20 protein-coding genes are annotated in these 21,821 nt (G+C 34.6%); 5 read left to right on the top strand and 15 right to left on the bottom strand.

Annotated elements, in window-relative coordinates; genetic code table 11:
• Positions 1–139 precede the first annotated feature (139 nt).
• The gene (locus HMPREF2715_RS07565; RefSeq protein ID WP_048668171.1) at positions 140–844 is read left to right on the top strand and encodes a GntR family transcriptional regulator; all 705 of its coding nucleotides are present in this window, start codon (positions 140–142) and stop codon (positions 842–844) included.
• A gap of 57 nt (positions 845–901) precedes the next feature.
• Here HMPREF2715_RS07565 and lqo read toward each other — a convergent pair whose 3' ends face one another.
• The 5 genes from lqo to HMPREF2715_RS11690 form a co-directional block, all read right to left on the bottom strand.
• The gene (gene lqo, locus HMPREF2715_RS07560) at positions 902–2,395 is read right to left on the bottom strand and encodes an L-lactate dehydrogenase (quinone) (RefSeq protein ID WP_070839750.1); all 1,494 of its coding nucleotides are present in this window, start codon (positions 2,393–2,395) and stop codon (positions 902–904) included.
• A 309-nt stretch (positions 2,396–2,704) separates the two neighbouring features.
• On the bottom strand, positions 2,705–3,535 hold the full coding sequence (locus HMPREF2715_RS07555; protein WP_037551536.1) for a pyruvate, water dikinase regulatory protein: 831 nt from the start codon (positions 3,533–3,535) through the stop codon (positions 2,705–2,707).
• A 1-nt stretch (position 3,536) separates the two neighbouring features.
• A complete protein-coding gene (gene ppdK, locus HMPREF2715_RS07550; RefSeq protein WP_070632631.1) occupies positions 3,537–6,164 on the bottom strand; it encodes a pyruvate, phosphate dikinase in 2,628 nt (875 codons plus the stop codon).
• 206 nt (positions 6,165–6,370) lie between these two features.
• A complete protein-coding gene (locus HMPREF2715_RS07545; protein ID WP_070580991.1) occupies positions 6,371–7,063 on the bottom strand; it encodes a LysR family transcriptional regulator substrate-binding protein in 693 nt (230 codons plus the stop codon).
• Between the two features lie 9 nt (positions 7,064–7,072).
• On the bottom strand, positions 7,073–7,252 hold the full coding sequence (locus HMPREF2715_RS11690; RefSeq protein WP_070440913.1) for a helix-turn-helix domain-containing protein: 180 nt from the start codon (positions 7,250–7,252) through the stop codon (positions 7,073–7,075).
• Positions 7,253–7,372: 120 nt separating this feature from the next.
• Here HMPREF2715_RS11690 and HMPREF2715_RS12160 point away from each other — a divergent pair, with 120 nt between their 5' ends.
• The 3 genes from HMPREF2715_RS12160 to HMPREF2715_RS12150 are packed head-to-tail and all read left to right on the top strand — an operon-like array spanning position 7,373 to position 8,143.
• Complete coding sequence (locus HMPREF2715_RS12160) at positions 7,373–7,513, top strand: hypothetical protein (protein WP_218085300.1); 141 nt, start codon at positions 7,373–7,375, stop codon at positions 7,511–7,513.
• Complete coding sequence (locus HMPREF2715_RS12155) at positions 7,500–7,988, top strand: SDR family NAD(P)-dependent oxidoreductase (protein WP_218117715.1); 489 nt, start codon at positions 7,500–7,502, stop codon at positions 7,986–7,988. The genes HMPREF2715_RS12160 and HMPREF2715_RS12155 overlap by 14 nt, the downstream gene beginning before the upstream one ends.
• Positions 7,937–8,143, top strand: a complete 207-nt coding sequence (locus HMPREF2715_RS12150; RefSeq protein WP_368668581.1) for an SDR family oxidoreductase — start codon at positions 7,937–7,939, stop codon at positions 8,141–8,143. The genes HMPREF2715_RS12155 and HMPREF2715_RS12150 overlap by 52 nt, the downstream gene beginning before the upstream one ends.
• Positions 8,144–8,260: 117 nt before the next feature.
• On the opposite strand, the gene mbcS is transcribed toward HMPREF2715_RS12150, so the two are convergent.
• From mbcS to betB, 6 genes are all read right to left on the bottom strand, one after another.
• On the bottom strand, positions 8,261–9,856 hold the full coding sequence (gene mbcS, locus HMPREF2715_RS07535) for an acyl-CoA synthetase MbcS (protein WP_037551533.1): 1,596 nt from the start codon (positions 9,854–9,856) through the stop codon (positions 8,261–8,263).
• A gap of 166 nt (positions 9,857–10,022) precedes the next feature.
• Complete coding sequence (locus tag HMPREF2715_RS07530; protein WP_070580993.1) at positions 10,023–10,496, bottom strand: antibiotic biosynthesis monooxygenase family protein; 474 nt, start codon at positions 10,494–10,496, stop codon at positions 10,023–10,025.
• Between the two features lie 71 nt (positions 10,497–10,567).
• Positions 10,568–10,780, bottom strand: a complete 213-nt coding sequence (locus tag HMPREF2715_RS07525) for a YozE family protein (protein ID WP_070485289.1) — start codon at positions 10,778–10,780, stop codon at positions 10,568–10,570.
• A gap of 116 nt (positions 10,781–10,896) precedes the next feature.
• On the bottom strand, positions 10,897–12,078 hold the full coding sequence (locus HMPREF2715_RS07520; protein WP_070485287.1) for an amidohydrolase: 1,182 nt from the start codon (positions 12,076–12,078) through the stop codon (positions 10,897–10,899).
• 783 nt (positions 12,079–12,861) lie between these two features.
• Entirely contained in the window at positions 12,862–14,568 is a 1,707-nt protein-coding gene (gene betA / locus HMPREF2715_RS07510; RefSeq protein ID WP_070580996.1) for a choline dehydrogenase, read from the bottom strand.
• Between the two features lie 141 nt (positions 14,569–14,709).
• Entirely contained in the window at positions 14,710–16,200 is a 1,491-nt protein-coding gene (gene betB, locus HMPREF2715_RS07505; RefSeq protein ID WP_070580998.1) for a betaine-aldehyde dehydrogenase, read from the bottom strand.
• Between the two features lie 263 nt (positions 16,201–16,463).
• Between betB and HMPREF2715_RS07500 the strand changes: the two genes are divergently transcribed.
• Complete coding sequence (locus tag HMPREF2715_RS07500; RefSeq protein ID WP_037551526.1) at positions 16,464–17,018, top strand: choline uptake/conversion transcriptional regulator CudC; 555 nt, start codon at positions 16,464–16,466, stop codon at positions 17,016–17,018.
• 59 nt (positions 17,019–17,077) lie between these two features.
• On the opposite strand, the gene HMPREF2715_RS07495 is transcribed toward HMPREF2715_RS07500, so the two are convergent.
• The 4 genes from HMPREF2715_RS07495 to HMPREF2715_RS07480 form a co-directional block, all read right to left on the bottom strand.
• Entirely contained in the window at positions 17,078–18,703 is a 1,626-nt protein-coding gene (locus HMPREF2715_RS07495; RefSeq protein WP_070581000.1) for a BCCT family transporter, read from the bottom strand.
• Between the two features lie 363 nt (positions 18,704–19,066).
• Complete coding sequence (locus tag HMPREF2715_RS07490; protein ID WP_070440922.1) at positions 19,067–20,359, bottom strand: anaerobic C4-dicarboxylate transporter family protein; 1,293 nt, start codon at positions 20,357–20,359, stop codon at positions 19,067–19,069.
• 201 nt (positions 20,360–20,560) lie between these two features.
• Positions 20,561–20,827, bottom strand: coding sequence for a hypothetical protein (locus tag HMPREF2715_RS07485; RefSeq protein WP_037551523.1), 267 nt, complete (start codon positions 20,825–20,827; stop codon positions 20,561–20,563).
• A gap of 181 nt (positions 20,828–21,008) precedes the next feature.
• Entirely contained in the window at positions 21,009–21,788 is a 780-nt protein-coding gene (locus tag HMPREF2715_RS07480) for a CHAP domain-containing protein (RefSeq protein ID WP_070440925.1), read from the bottom strand.
• Positions 21,789–21,821: the final 33 nt, after the last annotated feature.

Raw genomic sequence — 21,821 nt, 5'->3', positions numbered from 1 at the left:
TAACTACTTTCATAATCTTATCATTAACAACAATACGAAAGCCTTTTCAAAATCTATTGTAATTATACCGGTACAATTTACTAATAGTGTTTTACATTTGTTATAATAAAAATAAATTACGCATTAAGGGAGTCAAATGATGTTAAAGTACGAACGAATTGCTCAAGATATTACAAGTGCCATTGCAAATGATGAATATAATGTTGGTGATAAACTTCCAAGTGTCGAACAATTAAAAGCACGATATGAGGTTAGCAAAAGTACCATCATTAAAGCATTAGCGATACTCCAAAGAGATGGTATGATTTTCCAAACAAGAGGCAGTGGAATTTATGTACGAAATAAAAATAAATCAGGGTATATCAACCTTTTGAAAACAAAGGGTTTCTCAGATAATCTGCAAGGCCATCAAATCACAAGTAAAGTTTTAACGTTTGAAACGATAAAACCTAATGATGAAGTAAGAGCGCACTTACGTTTAACGGAACAAGATGAAGAAGTTTATTATGTCGAACGTATTCGCTATTTAGATCATAACCCTTTATGTATTGAAACATCTTACTTCAATAAAACATTAGTTACGCACCTTGATCATGACAGTGCAGAACATTCAATATTCGACTATCTTCAAGCACAGCTTAAGATTAATATCGGTTTTTCTGATATCTATTTCTATATTGATTTTCTTACTGAACGTGAAGCACCACAATTGGATCTCAATCCAAATGATCCTTGTATGCGTCATGATTTAACCTTTTACACTAATAAAGGACTACCTTTTGATTATTCAAAGATTGTTTATCATTATAAATACGCCAACTTCTTTATACCTATAGAAAGTTAAAAAAGAGTCGCTTGAGCTATAAACTCTCAAGCGACTCTTACTTATTATTAACACATCTTATTTAGCGTCTTCATAGTATCCTAATTCAAGATCTTTAGACGTTTGACGACGTATTTTTCTCATTAATTCAACATCTTCAATTAATGATTGACCGTATGATGGAATCATTTCTTTAATTTTAGCATTCCATTGGCCGATTTGTTCTGGGAAGTTTTTCTCAAGAACTTCTAAAGCTACTGATACTGAAGTTGATGCCCCTGGTGATTCACCAAGTAAAGCAATCACTGAATGATCTTCAGAGTTAACCACTTCTGTACCGAATTGGATAAATCCTTTACCTTCTTTTTCAGTATCTTTAATTACTTGTACACGTTTACCTGCTGTGTATAATTCCCAATCTTCATCACGAGCTTCAGGGTAGAATGTACGTAAATGGTTCATACAACCCTCTTTAGTCATGATAATTTGATCAAATGAATATTTAATCAATGGTAAGTTTTTAACTGCAGCAGCTAACATCGTTGTAATGTTATAAGGTTTGATAGATTTGAATAAATCTAAGTTTGAGCCATTTTTAAGGAATTTAGGTCCAACGTTTGCAAATGGTCCAAATAATAACGTACGTTTACCTTCGATATAACGAGCATCAAGGTGAGGTACTGTCATTGGTGGTGTACCTGGTGGTTCTTTACCATATACTTTCGCATCATGTGCTTCAATTACTTGTGGATTTGTACATGCTAAGAATTGACCAGTAATAGGGAATCCACCTAAATGTTTACTTTCAGGGATGCCTGTTTTTTGTAGTAATGGAATTGCAGCACCACCTGCACCAATGAATACATAGTCAGTAACTTCTTCAAATACGCTACCAGTTTTAAGATCTTTGATTTTAACTTGCCATTTACCATTTGATAAACGTTCAAAATCAAGTACTTGGTGACTATATTTAACTTCAACATGCTCGTCTAAATCTAAGTGACGTGCCATTTTACGTGTTAATTCACCAAAGTTAACGTCTGTACCTTCGTCGATTTTACTAGCAGCCATTTTGCCGTCATCAACGCGACCTTGCATCATTAATGGAATCCATTTTCTCATTACTTCAATGTCTTCAGTATATTCGATGTTATCGAACATTGGTGATTGTTTCATTGCTTCATAACGTTTCTTCAAGAATTCTTTATTGTTAACGCCTCTAACAAAACTAATGTGTGGAAGAGGATTAATAAATTCTCTTGGATTCTCAATATGTCCTGCTTTCACTAAGTGACCCCAGAACTGTTTTGAAATTTCAAATTCTTCGTTGATTTCTTTTGCTTTATCAATGTCAATTGAACCATCAGGTTGTTGAACAGTGTAGTTCAATTCACAAAGTGCAGCATGACCAGTACCAGCGTTGTGGCGTTCATTAGAACTTTCAAGACCTGGTCGATCCATACGTTCATAAAGCTTGATATTCCAATTAGGCTCAAGCTCATTTAACATAGAACCAAATGTTGTACTTAAGACACCCGCACCAATTAAAATGACGTCTTTTGATTCTGCCATGGTTGTACACCTCTCCAAATTTATTAGTTAACAACTAAAAAGCTATTACTTACTACTCTTTCTCCCTAATATAAAGTAATATCTTTTTATATAAAGATTGTTAAGCCTTTCATTTCTATGTTAAAACAAATATGGTAAATTGTAAATTGCGAAACTTAATTAAAATTATTTTTTTATATGAAAATGAACGCATCAACGCTACCTATTTTTTATAAGAAAACACCTAGTTACAGATATGCAACTAAGTGTTTAAATTCATCTCATTTTAACCTTATAAAACTGTAACCAAATACTTCTTTATTCTTGCAATTACAATTTAGGTTGTAAAAATTTCTCAATATAGAATGCTGACTCTTCAATCGATTTATATTCCGTATTGATAACAGTCGCATTTAATTTCTTAAAGACTTCCTCAGCATATACAAGTTCTTTCTTAATACGATCCAAGTTATTGTATCGTGATTCACTAGATAAACCTAACGTTTCCGCACGATTCTTTCGTATGTTTGCAATATACTGTGGACTCGCAGTTAATCCAAATACTTTTAACCCTTTTTGTTTATAAACATTATCAGGAATTTCAATTTCAGGTACCAATGGAATATTAGCTATTTTATAACCTTTGTTAGCTAAATACATACTTAATGGTGTTTTAGATGTTCGTGACACACCAACAATTAATGCATCCGCTTCACCTATATCAGTAAAATGTTTACCATCATCGTATTTAACAGAGTATTCAATCGCTTCAATACGCTTGAAATATTCATCATTTAATTTACGTAACGCACCGCTCTCCATAAGCGGTTGACTGTGTGTTATCTTCTTAATAATGCTGATTAAATCAGACATGTAGTCAACATAAGGAATATCATGTTCATGTGCAAATTGATGTCCCAATGCATTAAAGGATTCACTTACTAACGTCGTCGCTACAATCGCATGTTGTTCACGTGCTAAATTTAAAATATTTAAGAATTCCTCTTCATCTTTAATATATGGAAATTTCTTAATTTCAACATTATGCAAATCAGGGAATTGTGTTAATGTTGCATGAATCATTCGTTGTGCTGTTTCGCCAATGGAATCTGATACGATAAATAACTTTAGAATTTGTTCATTTGATTGAGTTTCGTTCACTTTACTGCTCGCTTTCCTCCGCTTGACTCTGAGCTGTTGCTAAAATTGCACCTGGAACTCGGAATGGTGAGCATGAAACATAGTCTATCGCTAATTGATTGAAACGACGAATAGACTTAGCATCTCCACCTAATTCACCACATACACCGATTTTGATTTTCGGATTTACTTTTTTAGCTTGTTCAACTGCAATTTCGATTAATTTTCCGACACCGTCTCTATCTAACGTTTGGAATGGGTCAAGCTTCAATATATTACTTTCAGTATACACATTTATAAATTTACCTGCATCATCTCTTGAGAAACCAAATGTCAATTGCGTTAAATCATTTGTACCGAAACTAAAGAAATCACAATGTTTTGCTAATTCATCTGCTACTAAACATGCGCGCGGTGTTTCAATCATTGTACCAATTAAATATGGTACGCTGTCACCTTGTTCATCCTCTAATTGTTCAATGGTTTTAACCAATTTCTCTTTAAGCGTTGTGAATTCTTCCACAGTTGATACTAGCGGAATCATAATTTCAGGTTTACATGTTATACCCTCTTTTTTAAGTTTTAATACGCTTCCCATAATCGCTTCAACTTGCATTTCATATAACTCAGGGTATGTGATTGCAAGTCTACAACCACGATGTCCTAGCATTGGATTCACTTCATGAAGATCTACAATGCGTTTATTCAATACTTCTTTAGGAATGTTGAGTTGTCGTGCTACATTTTCAACATCTTCATCAGAATTAGGTAAAAACTCATGTAAAGGTGGATCAAGCAAACGGACAATTGTAGGACGCTCTCCAGATAATCGGAATATTGCTTCAAAGTCTTCTACTTGATACTTACGAATATTATTCAAAGCTTCTACTCGTTGTTCATATGAAGATGAAAGAATAAATCGTCGCATTTCAACTAAACGTTCCGCTCCGAAGAACATATGCTCCGTACGAACTAAACCAATACCTTTAGAACCAAAGTCATAACCCGCTTTAATATCTTGAGGCGTCTCTGCGTTCATTCGAACATTCAAGCGTGCAATATCCTCTGACCATTCCATAAATTGAGTGAACTCTTCACTGTGTTCAGCACTGACTGTTTCAATCTCACCTATGTAGATGTCACCTTTAGTACCATCAACTGAAATTGTATCGCCTTCATGAAGTTCCCCACCATCATAGCAAACTGTCTTTGCTACAGTATTGATTTCTAAATCCGAACAACCTGTCACACAACATTTACCCATACCACGAGCTACAACTGCTGCGTGAGATGTCATACCTCCGTGTGTTGTTACGATTGCTTCACTCGCAATCATACCTTCTATATCTTCAGGAGACGTTTCCGGACGCATTAAGATAACTTTCTTACCTGCATCAACTTGTGCCTTAGCATCTTCAGCTGAAAATACAATTTGCCCTGTAGCTGCCCCTGGACTTGCAGGTAAACCTATTTTTGAAATTTCAGTTGCTTGTTTTAATGCTTTTTCATCAAAATTAGGATGTAATAATTGGTCGATTGATTTCACATCAACATTTGACATCGCTTCTTCTTTTTTAATGACACCTTCATCTACTAAATCTACTGCTATTTTAATTGCTGCACGTGCCGTACGTTTACCATTACGAGTTTGTAATAAGTATAACTTTCCATTTTCAATTGTAAATTCAATATCTTGCATATCTTTATAATGCTGTTCAAGTTGTTTCGTTACTTCAACAAATTCTCGATGTACGTCAGGCATTTGATCGTGTAAAGTTGAAATGTCTTTTGGTGTACGAATACCAGCTACGACATCTTCACCCTGTGCATTTAATAAATATTCACCAAATAATTTATTTTCTCCGCTCACAGGATTACGAGTAAATGCAACACCTGTTCCACTATTATTACCACTATTACCAAATACCATTTCTTGGATATTAACAGCAGTACCTATGTCATGTGGAATATCATTTAAATCACGATAAATTCGTGCACGGTCATTATCCCAAGACTTAAAGACCGCTTCGATTGCTTCTTCTAATTGTTTCAAAGGTTCTTGAGGGAACGGTTTATAAACTTCTTCCATATAAATGTCTTTGAAACGTTCACAAATTTCTTGTAAACCTTCAGCTGTAATTGCAGCGTCATTTTCAAAGTTGTGACGTTGTTTATAATCTTCAAAATATGTATCAAATGCTTGCATCGGAACGTTGTATACCACTTCACCGAACATTTGTAGTAAGCGACGGTAACAGTCATATGCAAAGCGAGCATCACCTGTTTTATCTGCAAGTTTCTTTACGTTATCGTCATTTAATCCCAAGTTAAGAATTGTATCCATCATACCAGGCATCGATATTTTTGCACCGCTTCGTACAGATACAAGTAATAAGTTAGCATCTGATGAGAATGCTTTCCCAGTTCTCTCTGAAAAGTCAACAAGATGATCAATTAATTGTGTTTTTACATCAGTTGATAATGATTTGCCTTGTCTTAAGTATTCAATACAAGCGGCAGTTGTTATTGTAAAACCGTCTGGCACAGGTAAACCTAAACGTTTCATTTCAGATAGGTTAGCACCTTTACCTCCAAGTAAATCTTTCATCGATTTTTGTCCTTCATCAAAAGCATAAATATATTTCGTCATTATAATGTCACCTCAATTAATTATTATGTCATACTAATTATCATTGAGTATGTCATAAAATCGAAATAAATACAATTAAAAACATCACATTTAGTTTCAATATTTATAAAAAAGACACAATTAAAGCATAAAACGGCCTTATAAGAATAACTAAAAGTCTGTTTTGCACGCTTTAATTGTGTCATACTATTTATATATTATTCAGTTTAAGTGATATGATTTTGAAAATAATTAGTCGCAAATGTCTTAAATGACCACGCTACTTCTGTAAAGTAATGAGATTTTTTATAAGCTAAACCAATCTCCCTATAACAATGTTCATTGTTAATAGGTATTGCTACAATTTGCTTATCCAAATTTCTTAAGGCTTGTTTAGGTGTGAATGAGATGCCTATATTCATAGGTACTAGTTTTAAGATAGCGCTCGAATCCTCAACCTCTACTTGATAATTAGGAACAATCCCTTCTTGTTTTAAAATGTGATCTATCGTATCTCGAAAACCATAACCTTCAATTTGACCTATCAATCGTTCATCTTTAATTTGTGTTAATTCAAGAGAAGTACATTGAGAGAGAGGATGTTCTTTACTAACAGTTAAATAAATATCATCTTGTATGATAGGTTCCCAACTAATATCGCGATGTTCAATTTTAAAAGATGATATAGCAAAATCTACTTCGTTATTTAAAATCAAATGAGGTGCCCGTTCAGATATTGCTTGATATTGCTTAATTTTAATATTGGGATGTCGTGACACGTAATTTTGAATGAGTAATGGCATGACATATGGAAATGTTACTGCAAAAGTAACTTGACCACTTTCGACACCTGTTAATTCTTTGATTATACGTTCACCTTCATTTAACTCCCTAAATGCACTATCGATATAATTCAGCATTAATTCACCCTATCGGTTTAAGTAGATATGTCTATCTTTCCGGTCAAATAATGCCACACCAAACTCATCTTCAATTGATGTAATCGCCTTACTAAGTGCTGGTTGAGAAATATTCAGTCGCTTTGCTGCCTCTGTAATATTATTCATATTAGCTACCACTTTAAAATATTTGAGCTTTATAATCTCCAAACGCTACACCTCAAACCATAACTTTAAGTTATAAAAATATAATTATTATGCATTATACATTATATATTTCCGATGATACCATCAAATTGTGATGAGACTATTTTTGAAAAGAGGATTATTATGAGACTAGAAAACAAAGTAGCTTTAATTACTGATTCAGGTGATGGCATGGGCTTCGAAACTGCTAAGCGTTTTGTTGAAGAGGGTGCAACAGTTACCATTTCAGACCTTAAAGAAGATGTAGTCAATCAAGCGGGTTGACACACTTTCTAAAGAAACTAATCAAAAGGTATATGGTTATGTTTTAGACGTTTCTAAAGAAGCTAGTGTTGATGAAACATTTACACATATTAAGCGTGATATTGGTAAATTAGACATACTCATTAATTGTGCGGGTATAACTGGTGCAGGTAAAACGACAGACCAACTCACTGAAGAAGAATGGGATCAAGTATTTGCAGTCGATGTAAAAGGCGTATTCTTCTGTACTAAACATGCTGTAACACTCTTACGTGAAAACGGTGGCGGTTCAATCGTCAACTTCTCATCTATCTTAGGTTTAGTCGGTACAGATGAACTCACACCATACGCAGCTGCTAAAGGTGATGTTACAAATATGACACGACAAGATGCCATCAGCTTGGGTAAAAATCACATTCGTGTTAACTATGTACATCCAGGTACATTATTAACACCTTTAGTGAAAAAACTCGATGTAGAACAGAAGGTGGTTTAGAGGCTTATACTGCTAAAATGTCTGAACACCATCCTATTGGCTATTTAGGTGAACCTGTAGACGTTGCCAATGCAGTATTATTCTTAGCAAGTGATGAAACTCGATTTATTACAGGTGCGACATTAACTGTAGACGGTGGATATACTGCAAGATAATATGCTTCATCAATTGGTATCGATTACTCAATCAAATACAAACTGATACACAAAAATAACACCTCGTTAGATGACCAAAGCATTTAACGAGGTGTCTTTTATACATTGAAATCGATATTATTTAAATCCATTTTCTTTATTATATTTCTCACGTTCAGCATCGCGTAATTCAACACGACGGATTTTACCTGAATTTGTTTTAGGTAATGAGTCTACAAATTCAATTGCACGTGGGTATTTATATGGTGCTACTTCATTCTTCGCAAAAGTTTGTAATTCTTTAACAAGGTCATCATTACCTTGATAATTATCTTGTAAAATAACGAATGCTTTAACAATGTTGCCTCGAATTTCATGAGGACTTGCTACAACAGCACATTCTTTAACGACCGGGTGATTTGTTAAGGCATCTTCAACTTCAAACGGTCCAATTGTATAGCCTGAACTGATGATAATATCATCTCGTCGACCTTCAAACCAGAAATAGCCATCTTCATCTATATGCGCTAAGTCTCCAGTAATGTAATAGTCACCTGCTTGAGCTGCTTTCGTACGTTCTTCATCTTTATAATAACCTTTAAACAAACCAGGGAAATCAAGTGGCAAAGCAATATTTCCTTTAACATTTGTTTCAACCGGTTGTCCTTCATCATCAACAATAGTAACACGGCTACCTGGGATTTCTTTACCCATTGAACCTGGTCGTGATTTAGTGTCTTTTAGGAACCCGATTAATAAAGTACTCTCTGTTTGTCCATAACCATCACGCACCGTTAAATTAAAGTTACTACGGAATTGTTCTACAACTTCACGGTTTAATGGCTCTCCTGCTGATACAGCACTGTGAAGGTGTTCTAAGTTATATTCTTGTAAATTGTCTAATTTCGCCATCATACGATATTCTGTTGGTGTACAACATAAGACATTGATTTCAAAGCCTTGTAGTAATTCAAGATAACGAGAAGGGTTGAATTTACCATTATAAACAAATGCTGTTGCGCCTGAACCCATAATTGATAAGAACGGACTCCATACCCATTTTTGCCAACCTGGTGCAGCTGTCGCCCACACTAAGTCGTCTTCTTTAATACATAACCAATGTTCCGGCGCCATTTTCATGTGTGCAAAGCCCCAACCATGAGAATGTGTAACAGCCTTAGGATTTCCTGTCGTTCCAGATGTATATGATAAGATGGCTAAATCGTCTCTTGAAGTTTTTTCAATATCTAACGTATCACTTTGTGATGTTTTTTCATCTTCAATATTAATCCAGTCCGTTTCGTGTCCGTCAATAATAAATTTCGTTAATGCGTCATACTCTTTAACGCCTTTGAACTCTTCAATAAAATCAGATTTAGCAATTACTGCTTTAATCTCACCATGTGTAATTCGATATTGTAAATCTTTAGTTCTTAGCATTTCTGAACTAGGAATAATCGCAATACCCAGTTTTAATGCAGCAAGATATAGTTCATATGTCATAATTGCTCTCGGCATCATGATTAATACTTTATCACCTTTTTTAAGTCCGTGATTTAATAAGACATGTCCCACTTTATTGGCATTTTTAATTAATTCTGAATATGTCACTGTAATTGGTTCGTCTACCCCATTTTCATAAATTAGGGCTTTCTTCGATGTATTAGAAGCATGTTTCTCTATTTCTGAAACAATATTGTAAGTCTCTGGTGCTAATAAACTTGAATTATCCATTACTATACTCCCTTTCAGTTCGACCTTATTTATTATCTTATCAAACGCTTTAGTCTGATGAAATCAAAATAATTTATGTAAACGTTTTTACAATTTGGTTTGAAATTGAAAAAGATTAAGCACATATGTCGATAACAATGACATTGGCTTAATCTTTATATCTGTACTAGAAAATATGACTTAAATCTAATTTTGACTCTAAACCAGATAGCTCAATACGCACATTATAAGATAAATCACGATTAACAATGTTGCGATCAACACCACGTTCAGTGCCTCTATGTTTATGGGTTTGACTATATTCATTAGAATTCTGCCAATCATAAAATGCCTGACGTTCTTCCCATAAAGTTAAAATAATATAGTGTCGTCTTGCTACTTGTGGACGTAAAAATCTTAAAGCTTTAAATCCTGGAACATTTTGTAAGTATTTAGGACGTTCTAAGAATTTCTTCTCGAATTCATCTTCCATACCTTCATTAATAAACAAATGATTTAACACACAAAAAGAATCATTTGATAAATCATCAATCACTTCTAACACATCATATTGATGTTCATCATTATTTTTCTTTATTGAAATCGTGTTATCGTTTTTTTCTTCTACTACATAAGTTTTGTAACTATCATTTAAAATCATGATTCTTATCCTTCATTTCTAAACTAGCACTGAGCTACTATTAAATTCGTATATCTATATGCGTTCTGTTATTATAATTGGCTTAGTTCATAAAGCGAGATAGAACGCTTTACGATTTCTAAAAATTCGTGGTCCAATGTTGTAATTTTCGTAAAATAACTAAGTATGTTATCAGAAATTCGTTCATACTTAGGAAAATACTGATCTTGGTTAATCCAATGTGCAAGTTCTCCTAAAGGGGTTTGGTCACCAATAAATCCCTGCATAAATTCGTAAAAACTCATTATCTCACCCCAGTGTTTAGATATACGCTAATACTATCATGATACATAGCTTTACACTAGTACTGGAAAGCCAACAATTTCTGAAGTTTTGTTGACTAAGTTGAGATAAGCATTTTTTATTTAGAATTTAAGTAATCTAACACAACTGCACCCACAGCTTCTGCTGCGACTAACATACTTTTCTCATCAATTTTAAATTTAGGATGATGATGAGGATACGCTTTTCCATCTTGAGGCGCAGCACCTGAATAAATAAATGTGCTTGGCAATGTTTTAGCGTAAAATGCGAAATCTTCTGATGGCGGTTGTGCTTCACATTCTTCTACCCCTTTTACATCATCTAAATCAGCTTTTTTAATAGTTTCTGCAACATAATTTGTAAAATCAGGGTCATTATATAATGCCGGATAGTCTTTACTAAACTCAAAGTCACATTTAACACCAAATGTTGCTTCAAGACCTTTGACCATTTGTTGTAATTCGTCAGCAATTTTATCACGTGTAGCATCGGTTAATGCACGCACATCACCTTCAAGCTCGATTTTATCTTTAATGACATTAAATTGACCTTTACCATCAAATGAGCCAATTGTTACAACACCTGTTTCAAACGGGTTAAGGCGACGTGAAACGATTGTTTGTGCAGTAGTAACAAAGTTAGCACCAGCGACAATCGCATCGTTTGCTGTATGAGGTGATGAACCATGACCACCTTCACCTTGTATCGTTAACTTAAAGTATGAGCGTCCTGTTTGAACATTTTCAGGACGATAAAACACTTTACCCGGTTCCATATTTGTCATTACATGTGTACCTAGAACATGATCGACTCCATCTAGCACACCATCTTCAATCATGCCTTTGGCACCGCCTGGAGGCATTTCTTCAGCTGGTTGGTGAATAACAATCACTTTACCATTAAATTGATCTTTCATTTCAATTAACGTTTCAGCTAATATTAACATATACGCGGTATGCGCATCATGACCACATGCATGCATCACACCATCATTTTTAGACGCAAATGACAATCCAGTATCTTCTTGGATTGGTAAAGCATCAAAGTCTGCTCTAATCGCAATTGTTTTTCCAGGATTACCGCTATCGATAGTCACTTTCACACCATTTTCACCGACATTTGTTTTAACTTCACAATCTTTGTCTTTATAGAAATCAGCAATATATTTAGGTGTTTCTGATTCTTGGAATGATAATTCTGGATGTTCATGTAAGTGTCTACGAATTTCAATCATCTTTTCTTCTTTCTCTTGTAGACGTTTTACTAGTTCTTTCATCATTATATCCACTCCTTTTTCCTCATTATATGCTTTTCTCTTTTAACAATGTTGTGTCACGGTTTCATATGTTCCAAACATGATTCAATGTTACATCCATTTTATAGTCTGCTTTTCCCGAAAAAAAGAAGCATATGCAAGCTTTGATAAATGCTTGTATACGCCTCTGTAAAATGATTATCGTTAATTATTTAGATTGTTGTTTAGGAACCGATTCAAAATGAAAATAAATATTCTTATCTTCAATGTAATGAGAAAAATAATTATTAGACAGTCGGAGCGACATATAAATTACATCTGAATCTTCTAAAATCAAAAAGTTTTGATAGCTATTGATTAATATTAAATCTCCAACATGATAGTGCTTATTTTGATTTTCACATTGACATGTGACGTTACCTTTTAAAATTAAATTAAGTGATAAATAATCAGAGGCTATATCATCCTTCTTAGTGTCAAACGTGATTTCATAATTAGTATTCAAGAGGTATTCATCCGCCCTTCTCAATCACTTCTTTCTATCTATAATATCAAACTTTGATGACTAAGAAGGTTTTAATAACGTGATATTGTTCTGAATGTTTAAAATCAAAAGTTAAATAGAAAAGGGGGAGTGAGTCAGAATTCATTTTGAATTCATTGTCCCACTCCCCCTTCAGGGATAACTAGAACTAATAAAAGCTTAATTTAAACGCCTTCTCAATTCAGTCAGCTACTGCAAATTTGTAAAGTAACATTGATTTATTAATTATACTGGTTCTAGATTATTAATATAGTATTTTATAATTAGTGTTGGTAATATGGATCAAATTCCATTGCGCCAGTGTTTTCATCGCTTACGCCATGTTTATAATAATCTACATATTGCGGTTCCAATGGTTTCTTACCACGGATGATATCTGCTGCTTTTTCAGCAAGCATTAAAACTGGTGCATGAATATTACCGTTTGTTGTACGAGGCATAGCCGAAGCGTCAACAACACGTAAATTTTCCATACCGTGAACTTTCATTGTTAATGGGTCAACAACAGACATTGGATCTGAGGCAGGTCCCATTTTAGCACTACAAGATGGATGCAATGCTGTTTCACCATCTCTACGTACCCAATCCAAGATTTCTTCGTCTGTTTGTACTGATGGTCCTGGTGAAATTTCACCACCATTAAATGGATCCATTGCTTTTTGTGCTAATATATTTCTGGCTACTCGAATAGCTTCTACCCACTCTTGTTCGTCTTCTTTAGTTGAAAGGTAATTAAAGACAATACTTGGTTTTTCAAACGGGTCTTTTGATTTAATTTTCAAGCTACCACGTGAATTGGAATACATAGGACCTACGTGAACTTGGTAACCATGTGCTACTGGTGCTTTTTGTCCATCATATCTTACAGCAATTGGTAAGAAGTGGAACATTAAGTTAGGGTATGCAACTTGATTATTTGATCTTACGAAAGCACCACCTTCAAAGTGATTTGATGCTGCTGCACCTTTACGCGCGAATATCCATTGTAAACCAATCCATGGCATACGTTTAACATCTAAGCTAGGTTGAAGTGACACAGGCTCTTTACATTCGTGTTGAATATATACTTCTAAGTGGTCTTCGAAGTTTTCACCAACACCTGGTAAATGCATACGTGGTTCTATACCTTTAGATTTCAAGAATTCTGCGTCACCAATGCCTGATAATTGTAATAATTGAGGCGTGTTGAACGCTCCACCAGATAAGATAACTTCACCAGCCTCAACAGTATGATATCTACCATTACGTTTAAATGTTACCCCTGTTGCTTTGTTACCATCAAAATGAATTTTAGTGACAAATGCACGAGTCTTAACAGTTAAGTTTTTACGTTTCATTGCTGGGTGTAAGTAAGCTCTTGATGCTGAAACACGACGACCATTATGCACTTGGCTATCAAACGGTCCAAACCCTTCTTGTCTATATCCGTTCACATCTTTTGTTTTATGGTAACCTGCTTCTACACCGGCATCAAAGAATGATTTGAATAAAGGATTTGTTGCAGGTCCACGTTTTAATTTAATTGGACCGTGATGTCCTCTGAATTGATCAAATGGTGTAGCACCGTATGTTTTCTCTAGACGTTTAAAGTATGGTAAACAATGTGCGTAGTCCCATGATTCCATACCTTCTGGTTCAGCCCATCCTTCATAGTCCATTGGATTCCCTCTTTGGTAAATCATACCATTAATTGAACTAGAGCCACCAAGCACTTTACCACGTGCATGGTCTACTTTACGTCCCATATGCGGTTCTTCTTCCGTTTGATAAATCCAATCGTAAAAACGATTACCTGATGGGAACATTAATGCTGCTGGCATTTGAATGAATAAATCCCAAGGATAGTCACTACGTCCTGCCTCTAACACTAATACCTCTTTATCTTTATCTTCTGTTAAACGATTACCTAATACTGATCCTGCACTACCGCCACCAATAATGACGTAATCATATGAATTCTTTTTACTCATTATAAATTCGTCCTCCCTTAAATTGATTATTATGTCTTTTTATTTCATGTTTTAAGTTCGATACGTACAACTTTATAACTCAAATAAATAGAGTCGCATAGTTAATCAATATAACGACTCTAAAGTTCTAGCATGGACTTGTTATTTACTAAAGAAGTTGACTGGTTCTGGGTTTGTGTTAGTTAAGATGTGTTTACTAGTTAAGTACTCTTCCAAGCCTTCTTTACCTAGTTCACGTCCAATACCTGATTGTTTATAGCCACCCCAAGGTGCCTGTGCAAAGTATGGATGGAAATCATTAATCCAAACTGTACCAAGTTTTAATTTATTAGCTACACGTTGTGCTTTACCGATATCTTTAGTGAATACTGCACCGGCTAAACCATAAATAGAATCATTAGCTAATTTAATTGCTTCTTCTTCACTATCAAATCCTTCAATTGTCACAACTGGTCCAAAGACTTCTTCTTGAACGATACGCATTGAAGTATCACAATCTGTAATCACTGTTGGTTCAAAGAACAAACCAGCTTGTAAATCTTCTCGTTCTGGACGTTTACCACCAATCGCGATTGTAGCGCCTTCTTCTTTTGCAATTTCCATGTAACCTTCAATCTTATTGCGATGTTCTGTAGAAATCACTGGTCCCATTTCTGTATCATCATCGAAACCATTACCAAGTTTAATTTTGCCGACACGATCGATTAATGCCTTTTCAAAGTCAGCTTTAATATCGTTGTGTACTAATATACGTGAACCTGCCGAACATACTTGACCTGCGTGGAAGTAACCACCATTTAACGCTTGATCTACTGCAACTTCAAAGTCAGCATCATCAAAAATGATATTAGGGTTCTTTCCACCAAGTTCTAAAGCGATGTTAGTTACATGATTGGCCGCATTCTTCATGATATGTTTACCTGTTTCAATTCCGCCTGTGAATGAAACTAAGTCTACTTCTTCATGACCTGATAACGTATCTCCAATTTCCTCACCGCTACTTAATACTAAGTTGATAACGCCTTTAGGGAAGCCAACTTTCTCCATTAATTCGAATACACGAATGGTAGTTAATGGCGTAATTTCACTTGGTTTCATAACGAGTGAACATCCTGTTGCTAAAGCTGGTGCGATCTTCCATGAAGCTTGAAGTAACGGATAGTTCCAAGGTGTGATTTGAGTAACTACACCTACAGGTTCTTTAACTACTTTACTCTCAGTGTTAGGAATTGGTGAATTTATCATTTCACCACCATCTTTATCTGCTAAACCTGCAAAGTAAGTAAATACATTAGCTATATCATCCATATCCGCATATGATTCTTCTAACGTTTTACCAGTATCTAAAGTTTCTAATTTGGCTAATTCATCACGGTTTTCTGTTATTTTATCCGCAATTGCTTTTACTTTTTTACCTCTGACTTCACTTGTTTCTAGTGACCACTCGGCATCTTCAAATGCGCGACGTGCTGCAAGTATTGCTCTTTCTGCATCTTCAGCAGTACCTTCTGCAACCGTAAAGATAACTTCTTGGTTATAAGGATTAATAATATCTCTTGTATTTTTATTTGAACTTTCTACCCATTCACCATCGATATATTGACGATTAGACAATTTCTCTACAAGTTCCATCAAACGACCTCCGTTAAGTTTGTTAAATTTTTATTTAACGAATTTTACAAAACTAGGTTATCACACTTTTTACAGTCTTGCAAACAACACATATCTGCACATTTTTTACATAAACTTGAAATTTTAGTATCAAAAGTGCTAATAATGAATATGCGATTTTGAAACTTTTCATCAAACACTTTATAATGATTTAGAATCGAAAAAATAAACATCATCGTTTATTTCTCTTTTGAAAAATTACTAAGTAACAATGGAGGTGCACTATGGCACGTTCAACGAATTATGATCAAAAAATTGAAGAAGCAAAAGACCTTGTGATTAACTCAATCGGTGAAACGATGGATTTGTACGGTACGAATCGTAGCGTTGGCAATTTATACGGCACAATGGTCTTCGAAGGAAGCATGACGCTTGATGAGATGCGTGAGCATTTACAAATGAGCAAACCTAGCATGAGTGCTGGTGTCAAGAAATTACAAGAATTCGACATCGTAAAACAACAATTTACGCGTGGTAGCAGAAAACAACATTTCATTGCAGAAAAAAACTTCTTCCATTTTTTCCGAAATTTCTTTACACAAAAGTGGGAACGTGAAGTTGATACTAATTTAGAAGCGGTCGAAAAGGCACAATTACTGTTAGACGAAACATTAAAAAATGCTGACTTAGACGAACATGCTAAAGCAGAAGTCGATAAAATCCAAGCTCAATTAGACCACACAAAGCAATATTGTAAATGGTTAGAAAACTTAAGTAATGCCATTGAAAGTGGACAGATATTCGAACATTACCCAATTCCAGAAAAAGAAGATATTTAAAAAAGCTAGCAGATTTTCTAAAGTGTAAAACTTTGAAGAATCTGCTAGCTCTTTTTTATTTATAAGTTGTCATCATCATCTGATTTTTCTTTAACTTGCACAATACGTAATGAACGTCTCTCAATTTCTTTATGTTTATCCGCTCTTGTCTCCAGTTTAATCCGATCTGTATTAAGCGTAATAATAAACGATATCATCATAAAAATAAATATGACAATTAACGGTACACTCGCCAGTAAGGATGCTGTTTTTAATACTTCTAGCGCACGTTCACCACCAACTAACATAAGAGAGAACGGTAAAAGACATAACGCAAATGCCCAGAATAGACGGTTAGCCTTTAATGGTTCTCCAACAATTTTTTTCTGAGATGCAGCAGCTAAAATATATGAACCTGAATCAAATGTTGTCGCCAAGAATAAGAAAGCAGAAATCAAGAACAATACAACAATTAATGATGAGAATGGTAATTGATGCATTACTTGAATAATCGTTGCTTCAGTGCCGTGTGTATTTAAAAAGTTAATCACATTAAATTCACCTGTAATTTGTAAATACACAGCATAGTTTCCAAATATACCAAAGAACAATAGACAGCCTAATGTACCATAAATAATAGTACCTAGAATGACTTCTTTAAGACGACGTCCTTTTGAAATACGTGCGATGAATAGACCGATAAACGGTGCATATACTAACCACCATGACCAATAGAATATTGTCCAGTCTTGTGGGAAATTCGTTTCTTTACGTCCCTTAATGCCACCAAAAGGTTCCATCCAAGTGGCCATATGGAAGAAATCTCTCAACATATTACCAAAGCTTGTAATCGTTGTTTCCATAATAAATACAGTAGGCCCAACAATAAATACAAAGCCTAATAATAAGAATGATAGCCATACGTTAACATCACTTAATTTTTGAATTCCCTTTTTCAAGCCAGAATACGAACTGACTGCGAATACTACTGTGATTGTTAATAAAATGATTGAACGCACAACCATATTCTCTCCATCGATTCCTGTAAGTTTCTCTATACCAGCAGAAATCATTGGCACTCCAAGAGCAAGTGATGTTGCTGCGCCTCCTAGTAAACCAAAAATAAATAATATATCCACTAATTTACCTAAGAATTTATCCGTTTGTCCTTTTAAAACTGGACGACATGCTTGACTGATTTTATAAATTGGTTGTTTCTTAACAAATACTAAATAACCAATAGGTAACGCTGGTAACACATAGATTGCCCAAGCGATTGGTCCCCAATGGAACATCCCATATTGCGTTGCATATGTAAGTGCTTCATCAGACATCGCTTTCGCACCATTCGGTGGTACTTGATAATAGAATGCCCACTCAATGACACCCCAATATAAAATATCCGATCCAATACCTGCACAGAAGAGCATAGATGCCCAACTAAAGTTATTGAATTCTGGTCTATCAGTCGCCTTTCCAAGTGTTACATTGCCATAACGACCGAATGCAATATATAGTACAAAGAATAGAATGATTAATCCCATAAATAAATACACGGATCCAATTGAATTGGAGATTGCGCTATTGATATCGGTAATTACTTTTTCACTAGCCTTAGGAAATACCATCATCGGTGTAACAGCTACAAGTAATACGATTACCGTCCCTATAAAAGTCGGCCAATCCATAATTTTTTCTCGTTTCAATTATGTTCCTCCTCAAAATTGTTGTTTCGATAAAAATTAAAAACCACTTTCTTGTCACGGTTTATTCACATATTGACGATATCTAAAATTAAATAAAAATGCAAATTCCATTCAAATTATACTTTTCTTTTTATTGAATAAATATATATTTCAGACATATTTTAAAGCTTTAAAAATTGCCATAACAACAGTGTTAAGTTTAAACTTAACGTATTTAACAAATTTTATATTGTATTAATTTTGCATAATAATACTGTTATTGTGAATTTATATTTATTTAAATTCTTTTAAAATACCTGTTCATTTTCAAAAGAAAAGACCACTAAACTTTGAGCATTTACCCAAAATTAGTGGTCTTATAATCTATAATCCCAATAAAAATTTAATTAGAAATCCAACCACGATTGATACACCAATCGCAAAGAATCCTGGAATAATAAAACTTGTTGCACGTGTGCGTCCAGTCTCATCTAGATTAACTGCAAATAATAATGTTGGCTGTGCTGGAATGACGAAATTGACATTAAGCGTTTGGACCATTGCAATGAAATACATTGGTGGAATACCCATACTCATGACAATCGGCACCATAATGGAGGCTGTTGCAGTTTGCGAGATAACGATCATTGCCACTATGGCAACTAAGACAATGACTAGCCAAGGTATAGATTGAATTGTTTGTCCAATATCGTCTTGTATAATTTTTAAATTTTGCGGTGCATTAAATACAGTAGCACCTAACCAACCTGGGCCAAGTACTGCAAAGAGTGCACCAATAGCTGATTGCGCAATATTAGATGACAATATATCACTCGTGTTAATCTTTATCATTAATAAATTAATTGCGACACTCAAATACATAAAGAATTGGACGATTTCCGTCATAGTTACTTTAACTTGTTCACCATCAACATTAAATGAAGGCATTAAATTTGGAAAAATACCAAAAGTTAATATACCTGCAACACATAATAAAAATCCAACTACGCCTAATTTGGTTTTCGTTGTAAATGATTTTTTGACTGACACTTCAGGTGTATGTGCAATTTCACTTACAGTGACCGTTGTCTTACGACCAACAAATGTACAAAAGACACTTAACATTAACATCGTAATAATCGCTGTAGGTAATACAATACTTAAATATTGTCCCATTGAAATGTGATAACCAGCCATTACTGATATGATGTAAGCTGTTGCTGATGCTGCAGGACTACATAATAAGGCTAAATTTGCAGTCAAAACAGATGCGGTGAGTGGTCGTTTAGGTTGGATATTTGCTCTAACAGCAGTCTTAGCAATAATAGGTTCTAAAGATAACGCAATATTTGCGGTACCTACACCAAATACAAACAGAAAGACAATCATTGGTGCGATAAAAATAATGGATTTCGGGAAACGCTCGATAATTTTAGAAGCAAGAAAGACTAAATAGTCTATTCCTCCTGTAGCTTGTAAAGTACCACCTGCGATACCAATAGATAAAATGATTAAAACTGCAGTGACAGGCGCTGAACCTGGAGGCAATTGAAAACCAAAGATCATAATGAGTTGTGCCACAATGGCGAAGATACCACACCCTAATGCACCAGCTGTGCGAAGCCCTAATATAATAGCCAGTATCATTATGATGATTTCTACTACAAACAGTAGCATGATGAAAGCTCCTAACTTTTCTGAAAATTATTGTGATTTTTTAACATACATAGTTTATCACTTGCAGATGTTAAAAGTATAGAAATGAAGAAAAATTGAGATATTAAATGTAAATAAAATGTGAACATTCAACCTTACTATTCAATTTAAAAACCCTTGAAAGTATGCTTGATATAGCATCTTCCAAGGGTTTTATAATCATTATTTCTCACGATGATTAATATGCTCATCTTTGAGCGTTCCTTCTTTAGTTGGTGCCTCTTCATAGTCACCATCTACACCTTTATTATCAGTATGACCTTTTGCCATTTCTAAATTTTTCTCAGTTTCTTTTCGTTTTTCTTTTTTAGAGCGTTTATCATATGCTCGTTCTTCTAATAACGAACCCCAAATGAGACCACAAATAATCGCAATAGTTACAATAGCAATTAGAGCTAATATAATCCACTTAATCACATCAAACGTCATCTCTACTCACCCTCCTTCACAATTAAACATAATATTCTTTAAGCATTATTCTTCTTTATATTATGTTTCCCTTTATGGTTGGGCTTCAATCACACGAATACCTATCTTGTCACAGTCTTTTCTCAAAAGAAAAAACCACGACTCCGTATGATAAGGAATCGTGGTTAAAAGTGATTTCAAATTATGAAATGTAGTTGTATGAACCAGCTTGGCTAGCTGAGATTGTACGTGATGAAACGACACCAGGTCCACCATTATAGTTCATTTCTGAAACTTTAACTGAACCATCATCGTTTACACTTTCAACATATGCAACGTGACCGTATGCACCTTGAGATGTTTGCATTACTGCACCTGCTTTAGGTGTGTTATTAACTGTGTAGCCATCTGCAGCTGCTGCAGTTGCCCAGTTATTTGCGTTACCCCAAGTGCTACCAATTTTACCGCCTACTTTGTCATATACATAATACGTACATTGACCTGCAGTGTAAAGGTTAGAACCTCCACTTGATTTACCAGCTAATGCTTCGCTACTAGAACTTGAACTAGTTGATTGTGTAGTTGGTGCGTTTTGAGTTGTGACTTTAACGTTACGATCTGAAGTTGAATAACTAGCACCTAAACCACCGCCAGCATTATTGTTTGCTGTGTATGATTGAGTGTATTGGTTTGATTGATTGTTATTGTAATTATAGTTGTAGTTATTGTTTGATTGAGTATTATTTACTGCTTGGTTGCCAGTGTTTTGTTGACCACCTTGTTGAACTTGAGATGGGCTCCAGTTACCTTGCCATTCATAATGATAATTACCTTGTTGGTCAATTGTGTAAGTGTAACTATATGAATATGGGTCATTAGGGTTATATCCATTATTGTTTTCCGCTGCGTTTGCATCTTGATGTGCTAATCCGAATGTTGCAATACCTGCTGTTGCAATTGTAGCTGTAGCGATCTTTTTCATAATAAAATATCCTCCTAGAATGTTTAAAGCTTA

Source organism: Staphylococcus sp. HMSC062A01, assembly GCF_001836805.1.
Classification (GTDB): Bacteria; Bacillota; Bacilli; order Staphylococcales; family Staphylococcaceae; genus Staphylococcus; species Staphylococcus haemolyticus.
This window is presented reverse-complemented; position numbering and strand designations above follow the sequence as displayed.

Bases quoted from the DNA above. Each gene is read 5' to 3' on its own strand.
- HMPREF2715_RS07565 (WP_048668171.1), top strand. From the start codon at position 140: ATGTTAAAGTACGAACGAATTGCTCAAGATATTACAAGTGCCATTGCA.
- lqo (WP_070839750.1), bottom strand. From the start codon at position 2,395: ATGGCAGAATCAAAAGACGTCATTTTAATTGGTGCGGGTGTCTTAAGT.
- ppdK (WP_070632631.1), bottom strand. From the start codon at position 6,164: ATGACGAAATATATTTATGCTTTTGATGAAGGACAAAAATCGATGAAA.
- HMPREF2715_RS07545 (WP_070580991.1), bottom strand. From the start codon at position 7,063: ATGCTGAATTATATCGATAGTGCATTTAGGGAGTTAAATGAAGGTGAA.
- HMPREF2715_RS12160 (WP_218085300.1), top strand. From the start codon at position 7,373: ATGAGACTAGAAAACAAAGTAGCTTTAATTACTGATTCAGGTGATGGC.
- mbcS (WP_037551533.1), bottom strand. From the start codon at position 9,856: ATGGATAATTCAAGTTTATTAGCACCAGAGACTTACAATATTGTTTCA.
- HMPREF2715_RS07530 (WP_070580993.1), bottom strand. From the start codon at position 10,496: ATGATTTTAAATGATAGTTACAAAACTTATGTAGTAGAAGAAAAAAAC.
- HMPREF2715_RS07525 (WP_070485289.1), bottom strand. From the start codon at position 10,780: ATGAGTTTTTACGAATTTATGCAGGGATTTATTGGTGACCAAACCCCT.
- HMPREF2715_RS07520 (WP_070485287.1), bottom strand. From the start codon at position 12,078: ATGATGAAAGAACTAGTAAAACGTCTACAAGAGAAAGAAGAAAAGATG.
- betA (WP_070580996.1), bottom strand. From the start codon at position 14,568: ATGAGTAAAAAGAATTCATATGATTACGTCATTATTGGTGGCGGTAGT.
- betB (WP_070580998.1), bottom strand. From the start codon at position 16,200: ATGGAACTTGTAGAGAAATTGTCTAATCGTCAATATATCGATGGTGAA.
- HMPREF2715_RS07500 (WP_037551526.1), top strand. From the start codon at position 16,464: ATGGCACGTTCAACGAATTATGATCAAAAAATTGAAGAAGCAAAAGAC.
- HMPREF2715_RS07490 (WP_070440922.1), bottom strand. From the start codon at position 20,359: ATGCTACTGTTTGTAGTAGAAATCATCATAATGATACTGGCTATTATA.
- HMPREF2715_RS07485 (WP_037551523.1), bottom strand. From the start codon at position 20,827: ATGACGTTTGATGTGATTAAGTGGATTATATTAGCTCTAATTGCTATT.
- HMPREF2715_RS07480 (WP_070440925.1), bottom strand. From the start codon at position 21,788: ATGAAAAAGATCGCTACAGCTACAATTGCAACAGCAGGTATTGCAACA.